Here is a 20199-nt window from a genome sequence, read left to right as displayed (position 1 = left end):
TTAAATAGACAATTGAATTTTCACTGAAGTCCCAACGCCCAGTTCCGATGTAATGGTACATTCACCACCGATTAAACTCATTCTTCCCCTCATGGCTTCTAATCCGAAGGAATCACTTATTTTATCATTTACATCGAATCCTCTTCCTAAATCAGTTATCTCTATTGTTAAGAACTTTTCTTCCCATGTAAAGCAAATCCTTGCTTCCGAGGTATCAGCATATTTGGCAATGTTCGCCATTGCTTCCTGACAAACTCTAAACAAGGCTATATTCTTGTCCTCTGGAATGGGCATCTCTTTCCCAATACACTCTACGGCTACTTCTACGCCAAACGTAGATGTATACAATTTCGTGTAATTTTTGATCGCCGGTAACAAGCCAAGCGTCGTTAAGGTGGGGGGATATAATTCTACTGAAAATAATCTAATCTCTTGAATCGTTTTTTCAAGTAGTTGGGCCATATCCTTTAAATACCTTTTCGTTTGCGGTTGAGCAATTCCTGCTTCAATTGCCTGTAAGCCTGTAAAGATACTATATAAAGTTTGGCCGACACCTTCATGAAGCTCCACAGCAACCCGCTTCATCTCTTCTTCCTGTGAACGAATAATATAAGAAGAAATATTGTTCGTTGGAATGGTCTCCATTTTTAATCTACCTCCATTATGCACAAAGTTCCTTTAGCTGCTGGAATTAATTAGACAAGCATACTTGGGCGCCTGAGGAATGCTCCTGGCGCCTAAGTATGGTCATCATATTTATGAAGCCTGTGAAACTGTTGATGCTATTTTTTTCCCATTTTTTTGATAGTAAAACCAGTTTAAAGCGATTGAAATAACGTAGAATGCAATAAAGAAATAAAAGGCTGTTACAGGAGTACCAGTTGTTTTCATAGACCAGCCAAAAAGCTTAGGGATAAAGAATGAACCATAGGCTGCAAATGCAGCGGCAAAACCAATCACGGGTGCTGCTTCTTTTACAGAGAAGATACTCGGAATCATTTGGAAGGTAGAACCCGAGCCTAGACCAGATGCTAGGAACAAAATTAAGAATGATACCAGAAAACCAGCAAAGTGCTTTTCATTTAAAAAGTAGATGACCCCGCTTGCGCCAATTCCCATTACAACTAGGACCACGGCGGTAACTTTTGCTCCGCCAATTTTATCTGATATCCAGCCACCAACCGGACGAGCAGCAGCCGCTAAAAATGCACCTAGGAATGCAAGTGAAATGTGCTCAGGAAATTGTGATTTTAATAATAAAGGGAATGCTGCAGAATATCCAATAAAAGATCCGAATGTCGCAACATATAACCATGTCATAATCCAAGTATGTTTCCGTTTCACAATTACAAATTGATCTTTAGCCGATTGCTTTGCACCTGGCAAATTATCCATTCCGAAATATGCAGCAATCGTCAAAATGATAATTGGAATCACCCAAATGAAAGCAGCATTGTGAAGCCATAATTTATCTCCACTTGCTAAAACCTGGGCATCACCTAAGAACGAAAAAGTACTTGTTGTGATAATAAGTGGGGTAACAAATTGGACGACTGAAACACCCATGTTGCCAAGACCACCATTGATTCCTAACGCAGTACCTTTTTCTTTTTTCGGAAAAAAGAAACTAATATTGGCTGATGAGGAAGAGAAATTTCCGCCTCCAAGACCACATAATGCCGCTAGTAGTAACATGATCGAAAAAGGAGTATCAGGGTTCTGAACGGCAAGTCCAATTCCAATTGACGGAATCAAAAGGACTGCTGTTGAAAACACGGTCCAGTTACGCCCACCAAATTTCCCAACTCCAAATGTATAGAAAAACCGCATCGTTGCTCCAACTAATCCAGGAATGGCAGCTAATGTAAATAATTGACTTTCTGTAAACGAAAAACCAATATCATTTAATCTGATTGCAACAACCGACCAAATTTGCCAAACGATAAATGCCAGCATTAATGATGGTACAGAAATCCATAAATTTCGATTAGCGTGTTTTTTTCCTCCTGATTTCCAAAATTGCTCGTTCTCCGGTTCCCAAGAAGTGATTCTTTGTGGATTACTCATGTTTATCGACCTTCCTAATAATGTATTTTAGTTCATTTTCATGGTCAAGGGCAGACCATTCATTACTTGTTAGAGTAATTTTTGAATGAAGTGGCACTGCAAAAAAGTGGATTTTATCGAAATAAATTCTTAGGTGCGTTTGATCAGGACATATATCCAATTTTTGAACAGTCTTTCTGACAAATGGAGCTCTTTCTTCACCTTGCTCATCTATAATGGCAACATCAACAGGTTCAGAAACAAATGACTGTAATGTATCGATATTAAAACGTTTCACAGCTTGTACATCCTCTCATCGCAGCTGGATATATAAAGAACTTGTACCCTTGTAGATACTGCCAAAATACCTCTCCTGCATGTTCTTCAAGAAATTGAACAGTTTCTTCTTCAGAAGACCAGTTGCTCATACCTTTTACTTCCGCCACGACCATCTCCGCACCCTCAACTGTTTTTTCTTCTAAATACCAGTTAAGACGTACTCCTTCAAACAGACTGGTAAGCATACTGTTGATATCTTTGGCGAAATTTCCAACTTCAGTTCTAATAAAGCAAAAATCGAGGTAAGTCTCATTGTTCATCAATTTTTCACGCCTTCCGCTTTTGATCACGTTTGTAAACGTATATCGCGATTGGAAACAACAGAATAATAATGATGCTAGAAATAAGGGCATTCAAATAATTTTGATAAAAATATTGATGGACCATATACTGAGTAAAAGCAAGATTGAGCAATAAGATTAAACAAAGTAAAACAACACTAAAGTATCTACGCTTCATACCGCTTCACCTTCACTGCGTACACAGCACCCTTTTCTACTTTTATTTGAATTTCAGGCAGTGGACGACGCGGCGGTCCCGCAATCGGTGAACCTGTTTCAACATCAAATTTCCCGTGATGGCACGGACAAATCATCTCACCCTCTTTTTTTACCCAAAAAACGGGGCAACGAAGATGGGTACATGCATTTTGGTACGCTACATACTTTTCATCTGACAAACGGATCAGAATGGCGTCATCATGTTCACCAGGAAACTTAAAATCAACGGCATCACCAATTGCTAATGCTTTTACATCGGTAATTTTTTTATGTTTATATTCCTTTTCACCCAGACCAACAAGCTCTTTGGCAGCTAGCCCTCCCCAAGGTAGGGACGAAACAGCAAATACTCCAGCTGCACCTACCAATGTTTTCATAAATCCCCGGCGATCGAGTTTTCGTTCATTATTTCGGTTTATATTATGAGTGTAATTATCTTCATCAAAGGGGATTTTATTATTTTTTTCTGTCATGCTAATCCCTCCTAAAACAACTTGGTAATTCCCTGTAAAATACCGGGAAGATTAACTCGAACATTCGTCTCATTTTCAAGATAAGGCGAACTTGTTACCCATTTACCATTATCCATATTGTAGGCTTGTTTCTTATTTTCTATTTCTTCATCTGTTAACCATTGCAATGTGTTAGTTGGACAAACACTTGCACACATTGGTGGAATCCCATCTTTACTGCGGTCGATACAAAGGTCACACTTATACATCAGGTTTTGCTCGGTATCAAATTTTGGAATCCCATATGGACAAGCAATCGTACAGTTTTGACAGCCGATACATTTTTCAACAAGTGCTGACAAGACTGCACCCGTTTCATGGATTTGAATCGCTTGAGCCGGACAGCTTCTTGCACATGCTGGGTTCACACAGTGAAGGCACATTAGAGGCATAGTCTGCCGATTAACAAGTGGGTTCACATCGTAAACGTAATTACGGTTGCGTTCTTCATGACCTCCACACTGTGTACAAGCAGCCAAACAAGAACGGCATCCGATGCAATTATCCAGTTCAATATAGAGCCTCTTTTTCATTTATTGCACCTTCATTTCTATTTTTTCAATCTGTGCAGCACACGCTTTAAACTCGGGCATCCGCGACATCGGATCAAGAGCTGGAATAGTTAGTAAATTAATCGATTGGTCATGACCAAAATGATAAGGAACAAATACAGTATCTTTTCGAATGGCTTCGGTAATTTTAACCTTGTAGTCTGCTTCTCCACGCCGAGTGAATAGCCGGACCACTTCTTCGTGTTCAATATTGTATTGAGCTGCAAGCTCTGGGTGTACTTCCACAAAAGGTTCAGGACACATATCACGTAAAAATGGAATTCTCCTTGTTTGGTTACCAGATAAATAGTGGTATACAACACGTCCCGTAGTCAGTCGGATTGGATAATCTTGGTCCGGCTCTTCAGCAGGTGGTCGATATGGTAATGCACAAATTTTAGCTTTACCATCGGGATGATAGAATTTCTTATCAAGGAACATATGTGGGGTCCCTTCATCCAATTCATCTTTACAAGGCCAAAATACGCCATCTTGTTTTTCGATCTTGTCCCATGTTGCACCATAATAATCGGCATACCCCCCCTTAGAGGCTAAACGAAATTCATCCGCAACATCCTTAGCAGTTTGTAAATGTGAAAAATACTTACCTCTACCAAGACGCTCAGACAATTCAACTTGAATTTGCCAATCTGGCTTTGATTCTCCAACTGGCTCTTGTGCTTTGTTGATTTTAATAATTCGGCCTTCCAGGTTGGTTACTGTTCCTTCATCTTCAGACCAAGTAACGGTTGGCAGTACCACATCAGCAAATTCCGCTGATTCTGATAGATAGAAGTCCACACAAACCATGAAGTCAAGGTTCTTCATCTGTTCTCGAACATAATTTAAATTGGGTGCAGATACGGCTGGATTCGAACATAATAAGTACAAGCCACGAATTGTTTTTTGTTCCATGAGCTCAAACATTTCATAGGCTGAAACGCCCTCTTTTGGCATTTCTTCTGGTGTGATTCCCCATACTTTACTGACTTCTTCAACATGCTTCGGATTATTGATTTTACGATAACCAGGAAGAGCATCTGCTTTCTGGCCATGCTCACGACCGCCCTGCCCATTACCTTGTCCAGTAAAAGTGGCAACGCCTGCCTTCGGACGACCAATTTTGCCGGTAACTAATGCTAGGTTGGTGTAGCCTGAAACATTATCAACACCCTTATGCTGCTGTTCAATTCCGCGAGCAAACATGACAATCGCATTCGGAGCTTTTCCGTAAATTTCTGCGGCACGAATAATTTTTTCAGGTGCAACACCAGTTAGCTCACTGGTATATTCCGGTGTGAATTGTTTCACAAGTTCTTTTGTTTCTTCAAAACCATTTGTATGATTTTTCACAAATTCCTCATCAGCATGGCCGTTTTCGATTAACAGATTTAAGATTCCGTTAGCAAGTGCAAGATCCGTTCCTGGCTTTAGGTCAAGATGAACATCTGCACGTCTAGCGATTGGTGTTTCACGAGGATCAGCAACAATTAAGTAACCACCGCGCTCTTGAACCGCCCAAACACGGAACATTGAAGTGGGGTGACATTCTGCAGTGTTACTACCAGCGATAAACAAGCAATCTGTTTCGTGAAGATCGGTCCATGGTAGCGTTGATCCCCGGTCAACACCAAAACTTCTTAAAAACCCACCAGCTGCACTAGACATACAGAAGCGGCCATTATAATCTATATAGCGCGTTTGCAGTCCGACACGGGCAAATTTCCCAGTTAAGTAGCATTTTTCATTTGTCATCGATACACCGCTGTAGACACTTAACGAGTCCTTGCCATAGTCAGATTGAAGCTCTTGAAATCTTTGGGCGATTAAGTCATAAGCTTCCTCCCATGTAGCTTCACGGAAGCCATCTTTTGTCCCTTTCAAAGCTGCGTTATCACGGATTAGCGGTTTTAAAATCCGATCATCATGGTTTGTTTGCTGGTAAGCTGTCACTCCTTTTGGACACATTTTCCCAACCGTAACTGGCCAATCATAACGAGGCTCAACTCCAATAATTTTGTTCGTTGCTATATTGACCCGCAAATTCATCCCACATTGCATTCCACAATAGCTACAGTGTGTTTTGATTAATTTTTCCCCTGGATGAATCACGTTTTCGATTTCTTTAAAAAACTTATCCCTTTGCATTTTGATTTGCCTCCTTTACCTTAACTTCATGGGTAGGAAATCCTGCGAACTGTGCAATTCGATATTTTCGACGACATGGTAAGCATAGCTCTGCTAAATGGGCTCCTTGACTTGTTTTGAACTCGATTTCGTTCACTTCTAAAACTTGAATGACATCCTGTGATTGTTCATTCGATACGAACTTCTCACCACAAACCTTACATTCCTTCATTGCTTGTTCTGCATAATGTTCTCGGTAGTTTTTTGCTAAAACACTCATTGGTCGAAACGGAATATGAGCTAACTTTCCGAAAGGAAGATAGATGAGTGTGATGATGACTGAAAATTGATGAATAATGGACATAATCGGTTGACCTGCACCATGTAAAAAGACGTTCATAAAGGTTAGTAATAATCCCGTTATGCTAATAAAAAGTAGTAAGTAAAGCGGTAAGAAATCATAAATGAAATTTTGTTCCGCTCGGGCTTGCATATTTTTTATCCTGCGGTAAAGTGCCATCGAAACTCCAGTAATGACCATCATTGCCGTAAAATTCAAGGCATTGTAGGATAGGAAGCCGATCATTCCATCAGCTTTTATTTTCATAACATCTATTCCCATCACTACAATCGTATAATAACCATTATCCTGCATCGTGAAGTACATCCAACCAAAGACGAGTGGAAAGGTCACAAAACACGAAAGGATACAACCCCAGCCTATTAAAAGATGCTGCGTCCAGCGGTAAATACCCCGATTCCAAATAAAATTGTATGTAGCTAAATGCTCTACTGAGGTTTTCGGAGTCGATTTTCTAAATATAAGTTTAAGACCCTTTTTGATGATTATTTTTGTGGGTGGTCTTTCTCCCCAGGCTATAAAACGATAAAAGAATCCACCTATAAATACAATGGTTCCAACCATGTATCCATATAGGTTCATATCAATGTGTGTAAACATTCTCGTTCCAACAAAAACTAAAATGATAAGTCCAAAAACAGTTAAAAACATAGATTTTGCAAAATGGGAAGCAAATGCATTCTGAAACGAATGCCCCGTTTCTTTATTAGGTGAAAGTTTTGCCTGCATCTTAAGTCCTCCTCAAAAAAAAAATACAATTAAATATATATTTATTGTACTTGTCGGATCTTGTTTAAGAATATCAGGGAACTTCCCTATCATCTGAGGGAAATTCCCCTATTCCAGGACATTCGTTCAAGGTTTGTACACAAGTAAAGGGAATCACGTGAGAGAATGTACTTTTTCAAGAAAAGAATGGATCCTCACACAAATAATTGACGAGTTCTAGGCATAAAAAAACAGGTGATCCAGTCGAATGGATCACCTGTTTTTTGTGCACACATCTCTATTTAATTAATGTCCTCCTAAATAAGCCATCTTTACCTGATCACTTGCATTAAGCTCCTCAGCAGTTCCAGACAGGACAACTCGACCCGTTTCAATAACATAGGCACGATGTGCAACAGAAAGTGCCATATTAGCATTTTGCTCCACTAACAAAATGGTTGTTCCATCTTTATTTATTTGTTTAATGATGTCAAAGATAGTTTTGACTAAAATCGGCGCTAATCCCATTGAAGGCTCATCCAATAGAAGTAGTTTAGGTCGTGCCATTAAGGCCCGTCCCATGGCGAGCATCTGTTGTTCACCACCAGATAAAGTACCTGCTTGCTGCTTACTGCGCTCTTTTAAACGTGGGAATAATTGAAATACTTTTTCAAAATCCGCTTGGATCCCTGCCTTATCATTTCGCAAAAATGCTCCAAGCTCTAAGTTTTCCTCCACACTCATATTGGCAAATACGCGACGGCCTTCTGGAACGTGCGAGATTCCTCGTTTTACAACTGTTTGAGCTGGTTTCCCAGCAATTGAAACTCCCTCATAAAGGATGTCCCCTTGCTTCGGTTTTAACAACCCAGAAATCGACTTGAGAAGAGTACTTTTCCCAGCACCATTTGCGCCGATTAAAGTCACGATCTCCCCTTGATTAATTTCCAGGGAAACTCCTTTTAAAGCTTGGATATTTCCATAATATACATTAATATCATTAACCTTAAGCATTTGCTGGAGCCTCCTCTCCGAGATACGCTTCGATGACTTTTGGATTATTTCTTATCTCGTCTGGTGTACCCTGAGCAATTAATTGTCCGTGGTCCAGTACATAAATTCGTTCGCACACGCCCATAACCAACTGCATATCATGCTCGATAAGCAACACAGTTAGTCCAAACTTTTCTCTAATAAAAGAAATAAGCTTCATCAGCTCATGTGTTTCTTGGGGGTTCATACCTGCTGCCGGCTCATCAAGTAATAAAAGCTCCGGTTGTGCAGCTAATGCTCTGGCTATTTCTAAGCGTCTTTGCTGCCCATAAGGCAAATTTTTTGCCTTTTCATATTTAAACCCATCTAAATTAAATATTTTCAAAAAATCAATTGCCTTCTCTTCCATTTCCTTTTCACCTTTAAAATGGGTAGGTAAACGGAATATAGAACTAAGAATAGTATGCTTGGCATTGGAATGGTAGGCAACTTTTACATTATCAAGAACAGATAGCTCGTCAAAAAGCCTAATATTTTGAAAGGTACGGCTGATTCCTTTGCGCGTGATCTTGTATGGCTTTAATCCATTCAAACGTTGCCCATTAAAAGTAATGTTTCCCTCGGTAGGAACGTACACACCTGTAAGTAGGTTGAAAAATGTCGTTTTTCCTGCTCCATTTGGACCAATTAAACCAACTAGTTCCCCTTTGTTTAATTCTGCATTTATCTCAGAAACAGCTTTTAACCCGCCGAATCGGATCCCAACACTATCAACTTTAAGCAATGATGTCTTTGTTGTCACTGTTTGGCCCCTCCCTCAACAGCTTTCTGCTTTTTAAAGAAAGATGTTAACTCTCTTGTACCTAGTAATCCTTGTGGACGATATAACATCATAACAATGAGGACCAGACTATATATAATCATCCTCGTTTCAGGATACTCCTGTAGGAATGTTGATACAAAGGTCAGTAAGATTGCGGCAATAACAGAACCGGACATACTTCCTAACCCACCTAGTACAACAAAAATTAAAATATCGAATGATTTTAAAAACCCAAAGTTAGTAGGCTGAATAATATAGAAGTTGTGCGCATATAAAGCACCAGCAACCCCTGCAAAAAATGCTCCCATTGCAAATGCTACAACCTTATAGTAAGTCGTATTTATTCCCATAGCATCTGCTGCTATTTCATTTTCACGAATCGAAATACAAGCTCGTCCATGAGTTGAATTCGTAAAGTTCGTGATGACAACAAGAGTCACCAACAGGCATATAAATACCCAAGGCCATGTTGTTAAGTGAGTAACTTGCATTCCACTTGCTCCACCAACATAAGGTATATTTAACATGGTAATTCGGACAATTTCTCCAAAACCCAATGTGGCGATTGCCAGGTAGTCACCCTTTAGACGGAGACTTGGAATTCCAATAATTAACCCTGCGACCGCAGCCGCTAGTCCACCAACAAGTAGTGCAACAGGAAAAGGTAAGCCAAGCTTCACAGAAATAATGGCTGAAGCATAAGCACCAACAGCGAGAAAGCCTGCATGACCTATCGAAAACTGCCCGGTAATCCCAATTATAAGGTGAAGGCTAACCGCAAGCATAATATTAATAACAATTGTAAAAAGGGTATTAATGTAAAATGAATTTAAATATTGCCCTGTAATTAAAAATTGAATCGTAATATATACAATAGAAGCTAACACGATTGATAGCCAAAATCCTTTTGTGCGTTTGATCGAAATCATCTATTTTCCTCCTCCCTACACTTTCTCTCTAACGTTTTTGCCAAATAGCCCGGATGGACGGAAAATTAAAATAAGAATAAGTACAATAAATGCAACACCATCGCGCCATAAAGAGTAGCCTAAAGCACTAACAAGTGATTCAATTGTGCCTAATACAAGTCCACCAACCATTGCTCCTGGAATACTACCAATTCCACCTAAAACTGCTGCTACAAATGCCTTTAAGCCTGGAATAACTCCCATTAAAGGCTCAATTTTAATATAATAAGTACCAAAAATGACGCCGGCTGCCCCTGCAAGTGCCGAGCCAATCGCAAACGTAGCTGAAATTGTTTTGTTAACATCTATTCCCATTAATTGTGCTGCTTCAGAATCGTAGGAAACAGCACGCATTGCTTTCCCAATTTTGGTTTTATGCACTACAAATTGTAGTAAAATCATTAACGCAATTGAAATGCCCAAAATAAATAAGGATTGACCATTAATGGATACTCCAAAAATATCAATATTCTTAGTCGGGAGAACATCTCCTGGATAGGCCTCGGGTTGAGCACCGCGTAAATAAATAGTTCCATATTCTATTAATAACGATACCCCGATTGCCGTTATCAGCGCTGCAATTCTCGTAGCATTTCGCAACGGTTTATAAGCAATTTTTTCAATTAGAACACCAAATATTGCACAAGCGGCCATTGTTAAAAGTAAAGCTGGGAAGAAACTTAAATGTAATATTGTAATGGAATAAAATCCAATAAATGCACCTACCATAAATACATCACCATGAGCAAAGTTAATTAATTTAACAATGCCATATACCATTGTATAGCCGAGCGCGATTAGTGCATAAATACTTCCGAGTGAGATTCCATTTACAAGTTGTTGAAATAGTTCCATTTCGCACTCTCCTTTCTTTTTTCCTTCAATCATCAAAAATAAATTCAGAATAGGGGGCATGCCCCCTATTCCATTTTCTAAATTACTTAAGGATTAACTTTAACCTTAAACTTTTGTTCCCCATTTTCATAACTTAGAATTGCTGCTGATTTTACTGGATTATGTTTGTTATCTAGTGTCATTTTTCCTGATACTAAAGCTAGACCTTTCGTTTCTTCAAGTGCCTTTTGAATTTTCGCAGGGTCTTCACTTCCAGCACGCTTGATTGCATCGGCTAGGAAATAAGCTGTATCATAACCAAGCGCATTAAAGGCATCTGGAGATTTGCCATCGTATTTTGCTTTAAATGCTTTAACAAATTCCTGAATTTTTGCATCTGGATCCCCAGAAGAATAATGGTTTGTAATATAAGTATTATTCGTTGCTGCCGTACCACCGATTTCAATTAGTTTCGGAGAATCCCAGCCATCTCCACCCATAAACGGTACGTTAATCCCGATTTCACGAGCTTGTTTTAAGATTAGCCCAACTTCTTCATAGTATCCCGGTACAAATACAAATTCAGGATTTTTCGATTTGATTCGAGTAAGAGTTGCACGGAAATCTGTGTCCTTTGCCACATAGGCTTCCTCTCCAACAATTTTCCCACCGTTTTTCTTGAACGATGCTTTAAAAGCATCAGCAAGTCCTTTCGCATAATCACTGGAATTGTCGATTAAAATTGCCGCACTCTTTACTTTCAATTCATCAGTGGCGAAATTTGCGGCTACTGTTCCTTGGAATGGGTCAATAAAACATGTTCTAAACACGTATTTATTTATTTTTCCCTTGTCAAAGGTAACTGTAGGGTTTGTCCCGGTTGGTGTAATCAAAGGTATTTTGTTTTCATCTGCAACTTGAACTTGAGCAAGTGTATTTGTACTTGTTGCTGCTCCAATAATTGCTACCACTTTATCCTGTGTTGCTAGTTTAATAGCGCCACTTGTTGCTTCTGCTGCATCAGATTTATTATCAACTTTAACAATCTTAAGTTGTTTACCGTTTACTCCTTCTTTGTTAATCTCATCAATTGCTAAATCAAGACCTTCTTCAATAGATTGTCCATAAGATGCCACTCCACCAGACAATTCTAAGTTCGCGCCAACTTTAATAGTTCCCCCACTATCCTTGCCGTCCGAACTTGAGTTACTAGCCTTGTCTCCGCTGCTACAACCGGCAATCAATCCAGTTGAAAGTAAAAGTGACATGAAAATTCCCGTTGCCTTTCGTTTGTTCATTAAATAGCCCCCATTTTCTCGATTTTTCAGTATAGTCAAAAAATTCAAGACAGTTAGCTAGAACCACTCCCCTTAAATATTATTTCAAAACAATAACCGATAAAAATAAATATTCTGAAAATATTGTACAAAATATTCTCCTTTAAGTCTAGTTATTCTTGCTAAATAATTTTAAGGAATTCATTTTTTAGACACTATTTATCCGAAATAAGACAGAATCAATGTGAAGAGAATCGCGAAAAAACGCGAATGAAATCGCTTCATTTTCTTGAATAATTTTTAAAAAAATTATAGAATTTCCTATATTAAAAAAACTATTTTCCGTTTAATAATGATGAAAAACATAATAAAAGCGGCAGCTAAAAACCGACAGGCTTTCCACCTGTCGGTTTTGTTAAGCATACATTTTTTCATCTTCCTGTTTGAAAAAACTCTTCATCGCATGGAAAACATCAGACTTTTGTTTGAGGATGTAATGTCGGAATTTTTCTTGTTTAATATTTTTATAAGCGGTCATTAAAGTAGAATGGCGGTTATACTGATTGACCTCGCCATATCCAAATATATTGGATACCTTCATAAGTTCTTCCACTAATTTCACGCAGCGAGCGTTGTCAGATGTTAAATTATCTCCGTCTGAAAAATGAAAAGGATAAATATTATAGCGTTTAGGATCATACTTCTCGTTCACAAGATCCAATGCTTTTCGATAAGCTGATGAACAAATCGTTCCACCACTTTCTCCTCTTGTAAAGAAATCTTCCTCCGTTACCACCCTAGCTTCGGTATGATGCGCAATAAATTCAATTTCTACTGTCTCATACTTGGTGCGTAAGAAGCGCGTCATCCAAAAGAAGAAGCTTCGCGCCATGTATTTCTCCCAAATCCCCATTGAACCACTTGTATCCATCATTGCCAAAACTACTGCCTTGGATTCAGGCTTAACCACTTCATTCCAAGTTTTAAATTTTAAATCTTCCTGATAGATAGGATGGAAGCCTGGAGTCCCTTGCATGGCATTTCGTTTAAAGGCTGTCATCATTGTTCTCTTCTTATCAATATTCCCCATTAAACCCGTTTTCCGAATATCGTTGAACTCAATGTTTTCGACAAGCTCTTCATTTTGCTCTTTACGTTGAAGGTTAGGAAGCGCCAACTGCTTAAACAAGGCTTCCTCCAACTCCATCATGGAAACCTCCGCTTCAAAATAATCCTCCCCTGGCTGATCACCTGCCCCTTGCCCTTTTCCTGGTCCCTTTTCAGAGCCTGCACCATCACGGGCAATGACATCACCAATTTTACTTTCACCATCACCTTGCCCAACATGTTTGTTTTTATCATAGTTATAGCGAATTTTGTATTCATCAAGAGAACGAATCGGTATTTTCACTACCTCTCGACCGTTGGACATAATGATACTTTCTTCTGTAATTAAATCTGGTAGATTGTTTCGAATCGCTTCTTGTACCTTTTCTTGGTGACGCTGTTGATCATCGTGGCCTTTGCGGTGGAGGGACCAATCTTCTTTGGAAACAACAAACGGTTGATTATCAATTTCGGTCAATTTTACCCCTCCCTAAATTATTTTTTTGATTCACAAAAATCCTTTCAGTGGCATACAATAACCCGAGTCTGCCTGTAAAATTAATAGAATTGTGGATTACTCTATCCTATGCAAGAAAACCAAATAATTTACTAATAATTACTACAATAATGAGATGGCCCATCACATTGGACAATCTTAGTCCTCCTCACAAAAAATGGGAAAAACTGATGTTTTTAATGAATCATCATGTATTCAACATATTCTATTTTCTACACTCATAAAATGGACAAGGAGAGGTTGGCTAAGGAGGAGATACGCATTGGAAAATATGGTTGTTACTATTATGGTTGATTTCATAAAACGATGAGTAAAACAATTTTGACATACTACTGTCTTATATTTGGTGCAGTCTTACAAGGCATGGCCATGTCCCTATTTTTGTTTCCACACTCCATCCCCTCTGGAGGTGCAGCAGGCATAGCGATCCTGATGAACCATTGGTTTGATCTTCCACTCGGATTCGCTTTATGGCTTGCAAATATTATTTTTTTGCTCTTTGCGGTGAATTATTTTGGCTACACTTGGACATTTCGAACGATTATCTCTGTAGCAACAACCTCAACGACAGTAAGCGTTTTAACTTCTTATTTTCCACATATACATGTACATATACTACTTGATATGGCATCGGGAAGTATCTTGTTCGGAATTGGCGTTGGTTTGCTCATCCGTGCAGGCGCGTCTAGTGGTGGAATGGTGATTCCAGCATTAGTTATTGCTTCCTATAAAAATTGGAGTCCTGGAAAGGTCATGATGGGCATTAATTTCTTTATTTTTTTATTAACCTCACTTGTGATTGATTATAAAATTGTTGTATTTGCAATCATTTGCCAATATATATCTACCAACATTATTGATTATATTTACACGTTCAGATTTCAAAGCCTTTATGAGCTTTCATATAATTGGCGAAAAATGAAATAAAGATAAGCTAAGGGAATCCTTAGAGGATCCTCTTAGCTTGTAAAAAAGAGAAGATTTTCTTTACAGATTGATCGATACTCGTATTACTTGTTTCAATGATGATTTCAGGAGACAGAGGCGCTTCGTAAGGCGAGCTTATTCCAGTGAAATCATGAATTTCTCCTTTCCTTGCCTTTTTATACAAACCTTTTGGATCCCGATTTTCGCAGATGTGAATAGGACAATTACAATAGATTTCAATAAACTCATTGCCTCCAAACATTCCTCGGACAAGGTCCCGATCTTCTCTAAACGGAGAAATGAAAGCAGAAGATACAATTTGCCCACTTTCAACAAACAACTTTGCCACTTCACCGATTCTACGAATATTTTCTTTCCGATCTAGTTTATGAAAACTTAAATCCCTGTTTAATCCGTGACGGATGTTATCCCCATCTAACACAAAGCTTCTTAACCCGTTTCTGAATAATTCCTGATCGACTGCATTTGCCAAGGTCGATTTCCCCGATCCAGATAACCCTGTAAACCACAGAACACAACTTTTATGACCATTCAAACGATGGCGGTCCTTTTTGGAAATAGTTGTATTGTGCCAAATGATGTTTTCCAGCTTCTCCATTTGCTACACCCTTAAGTTTTTAATATACAATTCTTGCATCCCTTGAATCAGAATTTCAACTACCTCTGGACGACTAAATTCTTTTGGAGGTTTCACTCCGTTTTGCAACATTCCTCTTACTTTTGTACCTGATAAAATGACATGATTTTGTTTATCGTGAGGACATGTTTTTTCAGATGCCATGTTTTCGCATTTTTCACAATAAAAACTATGCTCAAAAAACAGCGGCTGAATTCCTAACTCATCCTCGTGAAAGTAACTAAAGATCTTTTGAGCATCGTAAGTACCATAATAATCCCCTACACCAGCATGATCTCTTCCGACTATGAAATGAGTACATCCATAGTTTTTGCGAACGATTGCGTGAAAAATCGCTTCTCTTGGTCCGGCATAACGCATGGATGCTGGGAATACCGACATGAACACGCGGTTTTTTGGATAATAGTTTTCTAGGAGAACTTGATAGCTTTTCATGCGAATCTCACTTGGTATGTCATCCGGCTTCGTTTCTCCAACAAGCGGGTTTAAGAACAAACCATCCACTAACTCTAATGCCGACTTTTGAATATATTCATGGGCGCGATGAACCGGATTCCTCGTTTGAAATCCAACAACCTTTTTCCAACCCATTTTCTTAAATATTTCTCTTGTTTGTTGCGGATCTAAATAATAGCTTTCAAACTGTCCCTTCTCTGGAAAATTAACCAGTGTGACCGGACCGCCTAAGTAAACGTCTTGTCGCTCGAACAACTTCTTTACACCAGGATGAGCCTTTTCTGAGGTTCGATAGACGAGTTCAGCTTCCAATTTTTTATCTGGGGAATATATTTCCTCTACCTTCATCACCCCATAAATGGTTCCGTTATGAACTAAATTGACTTCTTCCCCACTTTTTAGTTCAGCTGCTTTATTTGTGCTTACTGCCAATGTGATGGGGATAGACCAGGGAAGCCCACTTGATAGCCTCATTTTTTGAACAACAGTATCATAATCCTGTTTACCCATAAAACCCTTTAGTGGGCTATATCCACCATTTGCAATCAGCTCAAGATCACTCAATTCCATTTTATCAAGTTCAACAATTTTTCGAGAAATATCAATTGGAAACAAAAGATCAATACGCTGAACTAGATTCCCTCCATGTGGTTGGCTAAGACTCACGAAAATTCCCCCTTACTGATTTGGTCCATGTATCAATATTTTTATGATAAATGAAGTCCGCATTCTGTCTTATTTTGACCAGCCCATCTGCCGGAACGGATATCACCTTTTCCGGTTACCCTCATGGTACATGGCTCACAACCAATACTTGGATAGCCCTGATCGTGCAAAGGATTATATTCGAGTTGATGTAAATCGATATAGGTCAGCACATCATCCCACGTCCAATGGATAAGCGGACAGACTTTTACTTTTTGAAATTTTTCATCCTTGTTAATATATTGTACATTACTCCTTGTCGGGGACTGCTCTCTCCTTAAGCCAGTTATCCAAGCCAATGAATCTGTTAATACATCTTGTAGCGGAACAATTTTTCTCATATGGCAGCACAGATTGGGGTTATCTTTCCATAATTCTTCTCCATACCACTTATCTTGATCTTGTAAAGTCATTTTTGGTTTTACCAAATCAATCTGCAAAGTTGGATAACGCTCTTTTACCTTTTCTATTAGGTCATATGTCTCCTTAAAATGAAGTCCAGTATCAAGGAACACAATCCGGGCTTCCTTGTTGACCTTATTGATTAAATCGATAAGCACTATTCCTTCAGCGCCAAAGCTACAGGCATACACAATATCTTTTCCATATTCACGATATGCCCATTTAATTATATCTAGATAATCTCGATTCTCTTTCAAAGTATGGGCAACCCTTTCTTCATTCCATGCTTCGTATGTGATCGTTCCGGACAATCCTATCCCTCCATTTCAACCTATATTCACTCTAATCATTAAATCGTAATGTAATGCATTCATTATTTTGAACTGCTATTTTGTTCATTTTATTAATATCGCCCTGTTGATAATAGGACAGAATGGCTCTCATCCATGATCCGTGACCAAATACTAAAATATTTGAATACCCCTGATATTTATCTAAAAAGGAAACAATCCTATATTCAAGATTGGCAATGCTCTCACCAAGAATAATTTCCCGTGGGTTTTCCACCCATTTGTCCCCATATTTTTCAAACAATTTCTCCCTAGGCACACCCTCAAACGGTCCAAAATCTAATTCATCTAATAAGCCCTCAGTTTCCGAATCAAATCCATATAATCGCGCCGTTTGTTGAGTCCTTTTTAAATTACTTGCCAAAACAATCTCAAACGGGGCGATTTCTTGCAAATACTTCTGGTTCCGTTTTATTCCAGCCTGATACATTTTAGGGTTATCTGAAATATCGATATCTTTTCTTCCTTGAAGCATTTTTTTCTTATTCCACTCCGTAGGAAGATGCCTAATTAAAGTAATGACCATTCACGATCCTCCATATAAAAGGTTTCACTTCGTAATCCACACCTTTGTGCTTCTAATACTAAAACATCCTGAATTTTCACATTCCCTAAATTAACGTTTGCTCCCAGTTGTTTAATAAAATACATTTGGTGTTTTGAAGTAGGGGCTTCAAAAATAATCCTTTTATAATCTATATCTTTAATTAGTTCATGAATAAGGTCATCTCTAATGTCACCATTTTTCCCGTATATGCCTGCCGTCCCGGAGTCTCTCCCCTCAGTAATCACATACTCACATCCAGCATCAAGGAAAAGAACCATTTCTTCCTTCCATTTTGAAATAGGTATTTCCTTTTCACAGTCTTTTGACCCTACCTCAGCAATAACATGGAACTCCTTTTTTAATTGTTTTATGAGGGAGAGACGCTTACCAATAGGAATGTCTAAAGTTCCATTTGAAACTTCAATCCATTCAATCCCTAAATGGTTTAAATAGTGAACATACTCGGGGATTTTATTTTGGTAGTAACATTTTTCAAATAAGGTACCCCCACAATAAGGTTTAATCTGATATTGCTTGTAAAGGTCGACTTTTTCCTGAATATTTGGAGTCACATATGCCGATCCAATTCCAATTTTTGCTATGTCAATTAAGCTATTGTATTCAGATAAAATATGCCTTAACTCCCCAACCGGAGTACCGAAATCAGCAATTGAAGTCAATCCAAAGGACCTCTCTCCTGAAGTCCTTTTTGGTAATTCTAAAAAATCCATTAGGGTAAACGCCTCCTCATTTTTCTAGGATAGATTATTCAAAAATTGGGTAAATGTGTAATGTTTAGGTTTTTTCCTTAGAAAATTAGGCATCAGCCTTTGTATAAAGTTCTAATCCATTTCAAACAATAGAAAAGCTTTCATTTTATTTAGTTAGGGGTGTTCATCAATTGTCAAAGCAAAAACCGAATGGTTTAACGATATTAGCAATTGGCTCCATCCCCATGATTCTAGTCTTGGGAAACTCAATGTTGATTCCACTTCTGCCAAAAATGAAAACAGAATTGGATGTCTCTCAATTTAAAATAAGCCTGATCATTTCAGTTTTTTCAATTGCTGCAGCGATATCCATTCCGATTTTAGGATATTTATCTGATCGTTTTTCACGAAAAGCAGTCATCATCCCTTCACTTATTTTATATGGTTGTGGTGGTTTGCTTGCTGGGGCAGCATCTGCGTGGTTTTCAAATGCATATACATGGATCCTGGCTGGGAGGGTTATGCAAGGTTTAGGAGCAGCTGGTACAGCGCCAATTGCCATGGCATTAACAGGGGATTTATTCAAGGGGGCTGAACAAAGTCGTGTTCTTGGTCTCGTTGAGGCCTCTAATGGGTTTGGAAAGGTCATTAGTCCGATACTAGGTTCTCTTTTTGCCCTTCTCTTTTGGTATGCAGCGTTCTTCGCCTTTCCCGTCTTCTGTTTAGCGTCAATTTTACTAACGATCTTTTTTATAAAAGAAAAGAAAGCAGAAAAAGAACCCCCTCCTTTAGGCAAATATGCAAAGGGGCTAATTTCCGTATTTAAATCAGAGGGACGATGGTTATTTGCGGCTTATTTAACAGGGGCAATTTGTCTTTTTGCTCTTTTCGGTATTCTGTTTTATATTTCCGACATTCTTGAAAAAGAACATCATATTGACGGGATTCTTAAGGGTAGTATTTTAGCGATACCATTGTTGTTTATGACGACTACATCGTATATTACTGGCAGTAAAATCGGAAAAAATATGCCTTTGATGAAAAAGTTAATTATTTTGGGATTGCTCCTAATGACTGCATCATTTGCTTCACTCATTTTCTTTGAAAGTTTAATTCCGTTCTTCTCAGTCCTGGTAGTTAGCAGTATTGGGACGGGTCTTGTTCTTCCATGTATCAATAGTTTTATTACCGGCTCAGTCCCAACGGATCGAAGGGGTTTTGTTACTTCACTTTATGGTTCAGTTAGGTTTTTAGGAGTGGCGATTGGTCCACCCATTTTCAGTACATTAATGGATTGGTCACGAACTGGAATGTTTCTTATAACAGCTGGATTAACCTTATTTGCTGCCCTACTAAGTCTTGTCCTTATTCATGTGAAGAAAAAAAAACCAGCGGAGGACAGTGATACATTATTTGAAAAACTTCAATTTTCTTAGTATAGCGGAAGCGCGTTTTTATTTTAAAAAAGGAGGTTTTCCTAAATGCAAATATACTTTTCACCTGAAGTCATCACTCCGGAATATCAAGTATTAAATGTCGTGGATTCCACTAATCAAGCAGTCGGAAATGTCGCCTTTCTTTTTGCAGAAAAAAAGCTTTATGTATATGGAATTTTGGAGGAGGAAGGGGTAGCCTCGGATTTTAAAGATTTGGTCAAACCATACCTTAAAGGGCTTTCAAAAGCAAAACAAGGAATAGACATTTATTCTTGTTTATATGTAGGGTGTAAAAAGATTAATCTAAAAGAGGAAGAATCCGAAAAATAAAAAGAAAAGGGCTAG

General features: G+C 38.5%; 23 protein-coding genes. 3 read left to right on the top strand and 20 right to left on the bottom strand.

Features of this window, described 5'->3' with window-relative positions; genetic code table 11:
• The 15 genes from B1NLA3E_RS04020 to yhbH all read right to left on the bottom strand — a co-directional run bounded on the left by B1NLA3E_RS04020 (position 1) and on the right by yhbH (position 13624).
• Positions 1-645 (bottom strand): sensor histidine kinase, encoded by a 645-nt coding sequence (locus B1NLA3E_RS04020; RefSeq protein WP_015592559.1) that lies wholly within the window; start codon positions 643-645, stop codon positions 1-3.
• 111 nt (positions 646-756) lie between these two features.
• Positions 757-2067 (bottom strand): NarK family nitrate/nitrite MFS transporter, encoded by a 1311-nt coding sequence (locus B1NLA3E_RS04015; protein WP_015592558.1) that lies wholly within the window; start codon positions 2065-2067, stop codon positions 757-759.
• The gene (locus B1NLA3E_RS04010; protein ID WP_015592557.1) at positions 2060-2344 is read right to left on the bottom strand and encodes a hypothetical protein; all 285 of its coding nucleotides are present in this window, start codon (positions 2342-2344) and stop codon (positions 2060-2062) included. The genes B1NLA3E_RS04015 and B1NLA3E_RS04010 overlap by 8 nt, the downstream gene beginning before the upstream one ends.
• Positions 2331-2645 carry a hypothetical protein gene (locus tag B1NLA3E_RS04005; RefSeq protein ID WP_015592556.1) on the bottom strand — a complete coding sequence of 105 codons (315 nt, stop codon included), beginning with the start codon at positions 2643-2645 and terminating at the stop codon, positions 2331-2333. Before B1NLA3E_RS04005 ends, B1NLA3E_RS04010 begins: the two co-directional genes overlap by 14 nt.
• Before the next feature lie 7 nt (positions 2646-2652).
• Positions 2653-2844, bottom strand: a complete 192-nt coding sequence (locus B1NLA3E_RS23565; RefSeq protein WP_083935046.1) for a hypothetical protein — start codon at positions 2842-2844, stop codon at positions 2653-2655.
• Entirely contained in the window at positions 2834-3358 is a 525-nt protein-coding gene (locus tag B1NLA3E_RS04000) for a Rieske (2Fe-2S) protein (protein ID WP_015592555.1), read from the bottom strand. Before B1NLA3E_RS04000 ends, B1NLA3E_RS23565 begins: the two co-directional genes overlap by 11 nt.
• Before the next feature lie 11 nt (positions 3359-3369).
• Entirely contained in the window at positions 3370-3930 is a 561-nt protein-coding gene (locus tag B1NLA3E_RS03995) for a 4Fe-4S dicluster domain-containing protein (RefSeq protein WP_015592554.1), read from the bottom strand.
• Positions 3931-6096: a molybdopterin oxidoreductase family protein gene (locus tag B1NLA3E_RS03990; RefSeq protein WP_015592553.1), complete on the bottom strand. Its 2166-nt coding sequence runs from the start codon at positions 6094-6096 to the stop codon at positions 3931-3933. It lies immediately after the preceding gene.
• Positions 6083-7165 (bottom strand): hypothetical protein, encoded by a 1083-nt coding sequence (locus B1NLA3E_RS03985; protein WP_015592552.1) that lies wholly within the window; start codon positions 7163-7165, stop codon positions 6083-6085. The genes B1NLA3E_RS03990 and B1NLA3E_RS03985 overlap by 14 nt, the downstream gene beginning before the upstream one ends.
• Before the next feature lie 285 nt (positions 7166-7450).
• Complete coding sequence (locus B1NLA3E_RS03980; protein WP_015592551.1) at positions 7451-8158, bottom strand: ABC transporter ATP-binding protein; 708 nt, start codon at positions 8156-8158, stop codon at positions 7451-7453.
• A complete protein-coding gene (locus tag B1NLA3E_RS03975) occupies positions 8151-8939 on the bottom strand; it encodes an ABC transporter ATP-binding protein (protein ID WP_015592550.1) in 789 nt (262 codons plus the stop codon). The genes B1NLA3E_RS03980 and B1NLA3E_RS03975 overlap by 8 nt, the downstream gene beginning before the upstream one ends.
• Positions 8936-9889 carry a branched-chain amino acid ABC transporter permease gene (locus B1NLA3E_RS03970; protein WP_015592549.1) on the bottom strand — a complete coding sequence of 318 codons (954 nt, stop codon included), beginning with the start codon at positions 9887-9889 and terminating at the stop codon, positions 8936-8938. The genes B1NLA3E_RS03975 and B1NLA3E_RS03970 overlap by 4 nt, the downstream gene beginning before the upstream one ends.
• Before the next feature lie 15 nt (positions 9890-9904).
• Positions 9905-10783: a branched-chain amino acid ABC transporter permease gene (locus B1NLA3E_RS03965; RefSeq protein ID WP_015592548.1), complete on the bottom strand. Its 879-nt coding sequence runs from the start codon at positions 10781-10783 to the stop codon at positions 9905-9907.
• A gap of 86 nt (positions 10784-10869) precedes the next feature.
• Positions 10870-12060, bottom strand: a complete 1191-nt coding sequence (locus B1NLA3E_RS03960; RefSeq protein WP_015592547.1) for an ABC transporter substrate-binding protein — start codon at positions 12058-12060, stop codon at positions 10870-10872.
• A gap of 394 nt (positions 12061-12454) precedes the next feature.
• A complete protein-coding gene (yhbH, locus tag B1NLA3E_RS03955; protein ID WP_015592546.1) occupies positions 12455-13624 on the bottom strand; it encodes a sporulation protein YhbH in 1170 nt (389 codons plus the stop codon).
• Between the two features lie 345 nt (positions 13625-13969).
• Here yhbH and B1NLA3E_RS03950 point away from each other — a divergent pair, with 345 nt between their 5' ends.
• Positions 13970-14590, top strand: a complete 621-nt coding sequence (locus B1NLA3E_RS03950) for a YitT family protein (protein WP_041580284.1) — start codon at positions 13970-13972, stop codon at positions 14588-14590.
• 19 nt (positions 14591-14609) lie between these two features.
• Here the strand turns inward: B1NLA3E_RS03950 and cysC are convergent, their stop codons facing one another.
• From cysC to B1NLA3E_RS03925, 5 genes are read right to left on the bottom strand one after another with little or no spacing between them, the layout of a single operon-like run.
• Positions 14610-15209: an adenylyl-sulfate kinase gene (gene cysC / locus B1NLA3E_RS03945; RefSeq protein WP_015592544.1), complete on the bottom strand. Its 600-nt coding sequence runs from the start codon at positions 15207-15209 to the stop codon at positions 14610-14612.
• Between the two features lie 3 nt (positions 15210-15212).
• Positions 15213-16370, bottom strand: coding sequence for a sulfate adenylyltransferase (gene sat / locus B1NLA3E_RS03940; protein ID WP_015592543.1), 1158 nt, complete (start codon positions 16368-16370; stop codon positions 15213-15215).
• Positions 16371-16411: 41 nt separating this feature from the next.
• Entirely contained in the window at positions 16412-17122 is a 711-nt protein-coding gene (locus tag B1NLA3E_RS03935) for a phosphoadenylyl-sulfate reductase (protein ID WP_015592542.1), read from the bottom strand.
• 31 nt (positions 17123-17153) lie between these two features.
• On the bottom strand, positions 17154-17687 hold the full coding sequence (locus B1NLA3E_RS03930) for a histidine phosphatase family protein (protein WP_015592541.1): 534 nt from the start codon (positions 17685-17687) through the stop codon (positions 17154-17156).
• Positions 17672-18439, bottom strand: a complete 768-nt coding sequence (locus B1NLA3E_RS03925) for a phosphosulfolactate synthase (protein ID WP_015592540.1) — start codon at positions 18437-18439, stop codon at positions 17672-17674. Before B1NLA3E_RS03925 ends, B1NLA3E_RS03930 begins: the two co-directional genes overlap by 16 nt.
• A 224-nt stretch (positions 18440-18663) precedes the next feature.
• Between B1NLA3E_RS03925 and B1NLA3E_RS03920 the strand changes: the two genes are divergently transcribed.
• Both B1NLA3E_RS03920 and B1NLA3E_RS03915 read left to right on the top strand, forming a co-directional pair.
• Positions 18664-19854 carry an MFS transporter gene (locus tag B1NLA3E_RS03920; RefSeq protein WP_236619635.1) on the top strand — a complete coding sequence of 397 codons (1191 nt, stop codon included), beginning with the start codon at positions 18664-18666 and terminating at the stop codon, positions 19852-19854.
• A 45-nt stretch (positions 19855-19899) separates the two neighbouring features.
• The gene (locus B1NLA3E_RS03915; RefSeq protein WP_015592538.1) at positions 19900-20184 is read left to right on the top strand and encodes a hypothetical protein; all 285 of its coding nucleotides are present in this window, start codon (positions 19900-19902) and stop codon (positions 20182-20184) included.
• The last annotated feature ends 15 nt before the right edge of the window (positions 20185-20199 follow it).

This window comes from Bacillus sp. 1NLA3E, assembly GCF_000242895.2.
Taxonomy (GTDB): Bacteria; Bacillota; Bacilli; order Bacillales; family Cytobacillaceae; genus Bacillus_BU.
This window is presented reverse-complemented; position numbering and strand designations above follow the sequence as displayed.

Coding starts and splice junctions, on each gene's coding strand:
- B1NLA3E_RS04020 (WP_015592559.1), bottom strand. CDS start 645: ATGGAGACCATTCCAACGAACAATATTTCTTCTTATATTATTCGTTCA.
- B1NLA3E_RS04015 (WP_015592558.1), bottom strand. CDS start 2,067: ATGAGTAATCCACAAAGAATCACTTCTTGGGAACCGGAGAACGAGCAA.
- B1NLA3E_RS04005 (WP_015592556.1), bottom strand. CDS start 2,645: ATGAACAATGAGACTTACCTCGATTTTTGCTTTATTAGAACTGAAGTT.
- B1NLA3E_RS23565 (WP_083935046.1), bottom strand. CDS start 2,844: ATGAAGCGTAGATACTTTAGTGTTGTTTTACTTTGTTTAATCTTATTG.
- B1NLA3E_RS04000 (WP_015592555.1), bottom strand. CDS start 3,358: ATGACAGAAAAAAATAATAAAATCCCCTTTGATGAAGATAATTACACT.
- B1NLA3E_RS03995 (WP_015592554.1), bottom strand. CDS start 3,930: ATGAAAAAGAGGCTCTATATTGAACTGGATAATTGCATCGGATGCCGT.
- B1NLA3E_RS03990 (WP_015592553.1), bottom strand. CDS start 6,096: ATGCAAAGGGATAAGTTTTTTAAAGAAATCGAAAACGTGATTCATCCA.
- B1NLA3E_RS03985 (WP_015592552.1), bottom strand. CDS start 7,165: ATGCAGGCAAAACTTTCACCTAATAAAGAAACGGGGCATTCGTTTCAG.
- B1NLA3E_RS03980 (WP_015592551.1), bottom strand. CDS start 8,158: ATGCTTAAGGTTAATGATATTAATGTATATTATGGAAATATCCAAGCT.
- B1NLA3E_RS03970 (WP_015592549.1), bottom strand. CDS start 9,889: ATGATTTCGATCAAACGCACAAAAGGATTTTGGCTATCAATCGTGTTA.
- B1NLA3E_RS03965 (WP_015592548.1), bottom strand. CDS start 10,783: ATGGAACTATTTCAACAACTTGTAAATGGAATCTCACTCGGAAGTATT.
- B1NLA3E_RS03960 (WP_015592547.1), bottom strand. CDS start 12,060: ATGAACAAACGAAAGGCAACGGGAATTTTCATGTCACTTTTACTTTCA.
- B1NLA3E_RS03950 (WP_041580284.1), top strand. CDS start 13,970: ATGAGTAAAACAATTTTGACATACTACTGTCTTATATTTGGTGCAGTC.
- cysC (WP_015592544.1), bottom strand. CDS start 15,209: ATGGAGAAGCTGGAAAACATCATTTGGCACAATACAACTATTTCCAAA.
- B1NLA3E_RS03930 (WP_015592541.1), bottom strand. CDS start 17,687: ATGGTCATTACTTTAATTAGGCATCTTCCTACGGAGTGGAATAAGAAA.
- B1NLA3E_RS03925 (WP_015592540.1), bottom strand. CDS start 18,439: ATGGATTTTTTAGAATTACCAAAAAGGACTTCAGGAGAGAGGTCCTTT.
- B1NLA3E_RS03920 (WP_236619635.1), top strand. CDS start 18,664: ATGATTCTAGTCTTGGGAAACTCAATGTTGATTCCACTTCTGCCAAAA.
- B1NLA3E_RS03915 (WP_015592538.1), top strand. CDS start 19,900: ATGCAAATATACTTTTCACCTGAAGTCATCACTCCGGAATATCAAGTA.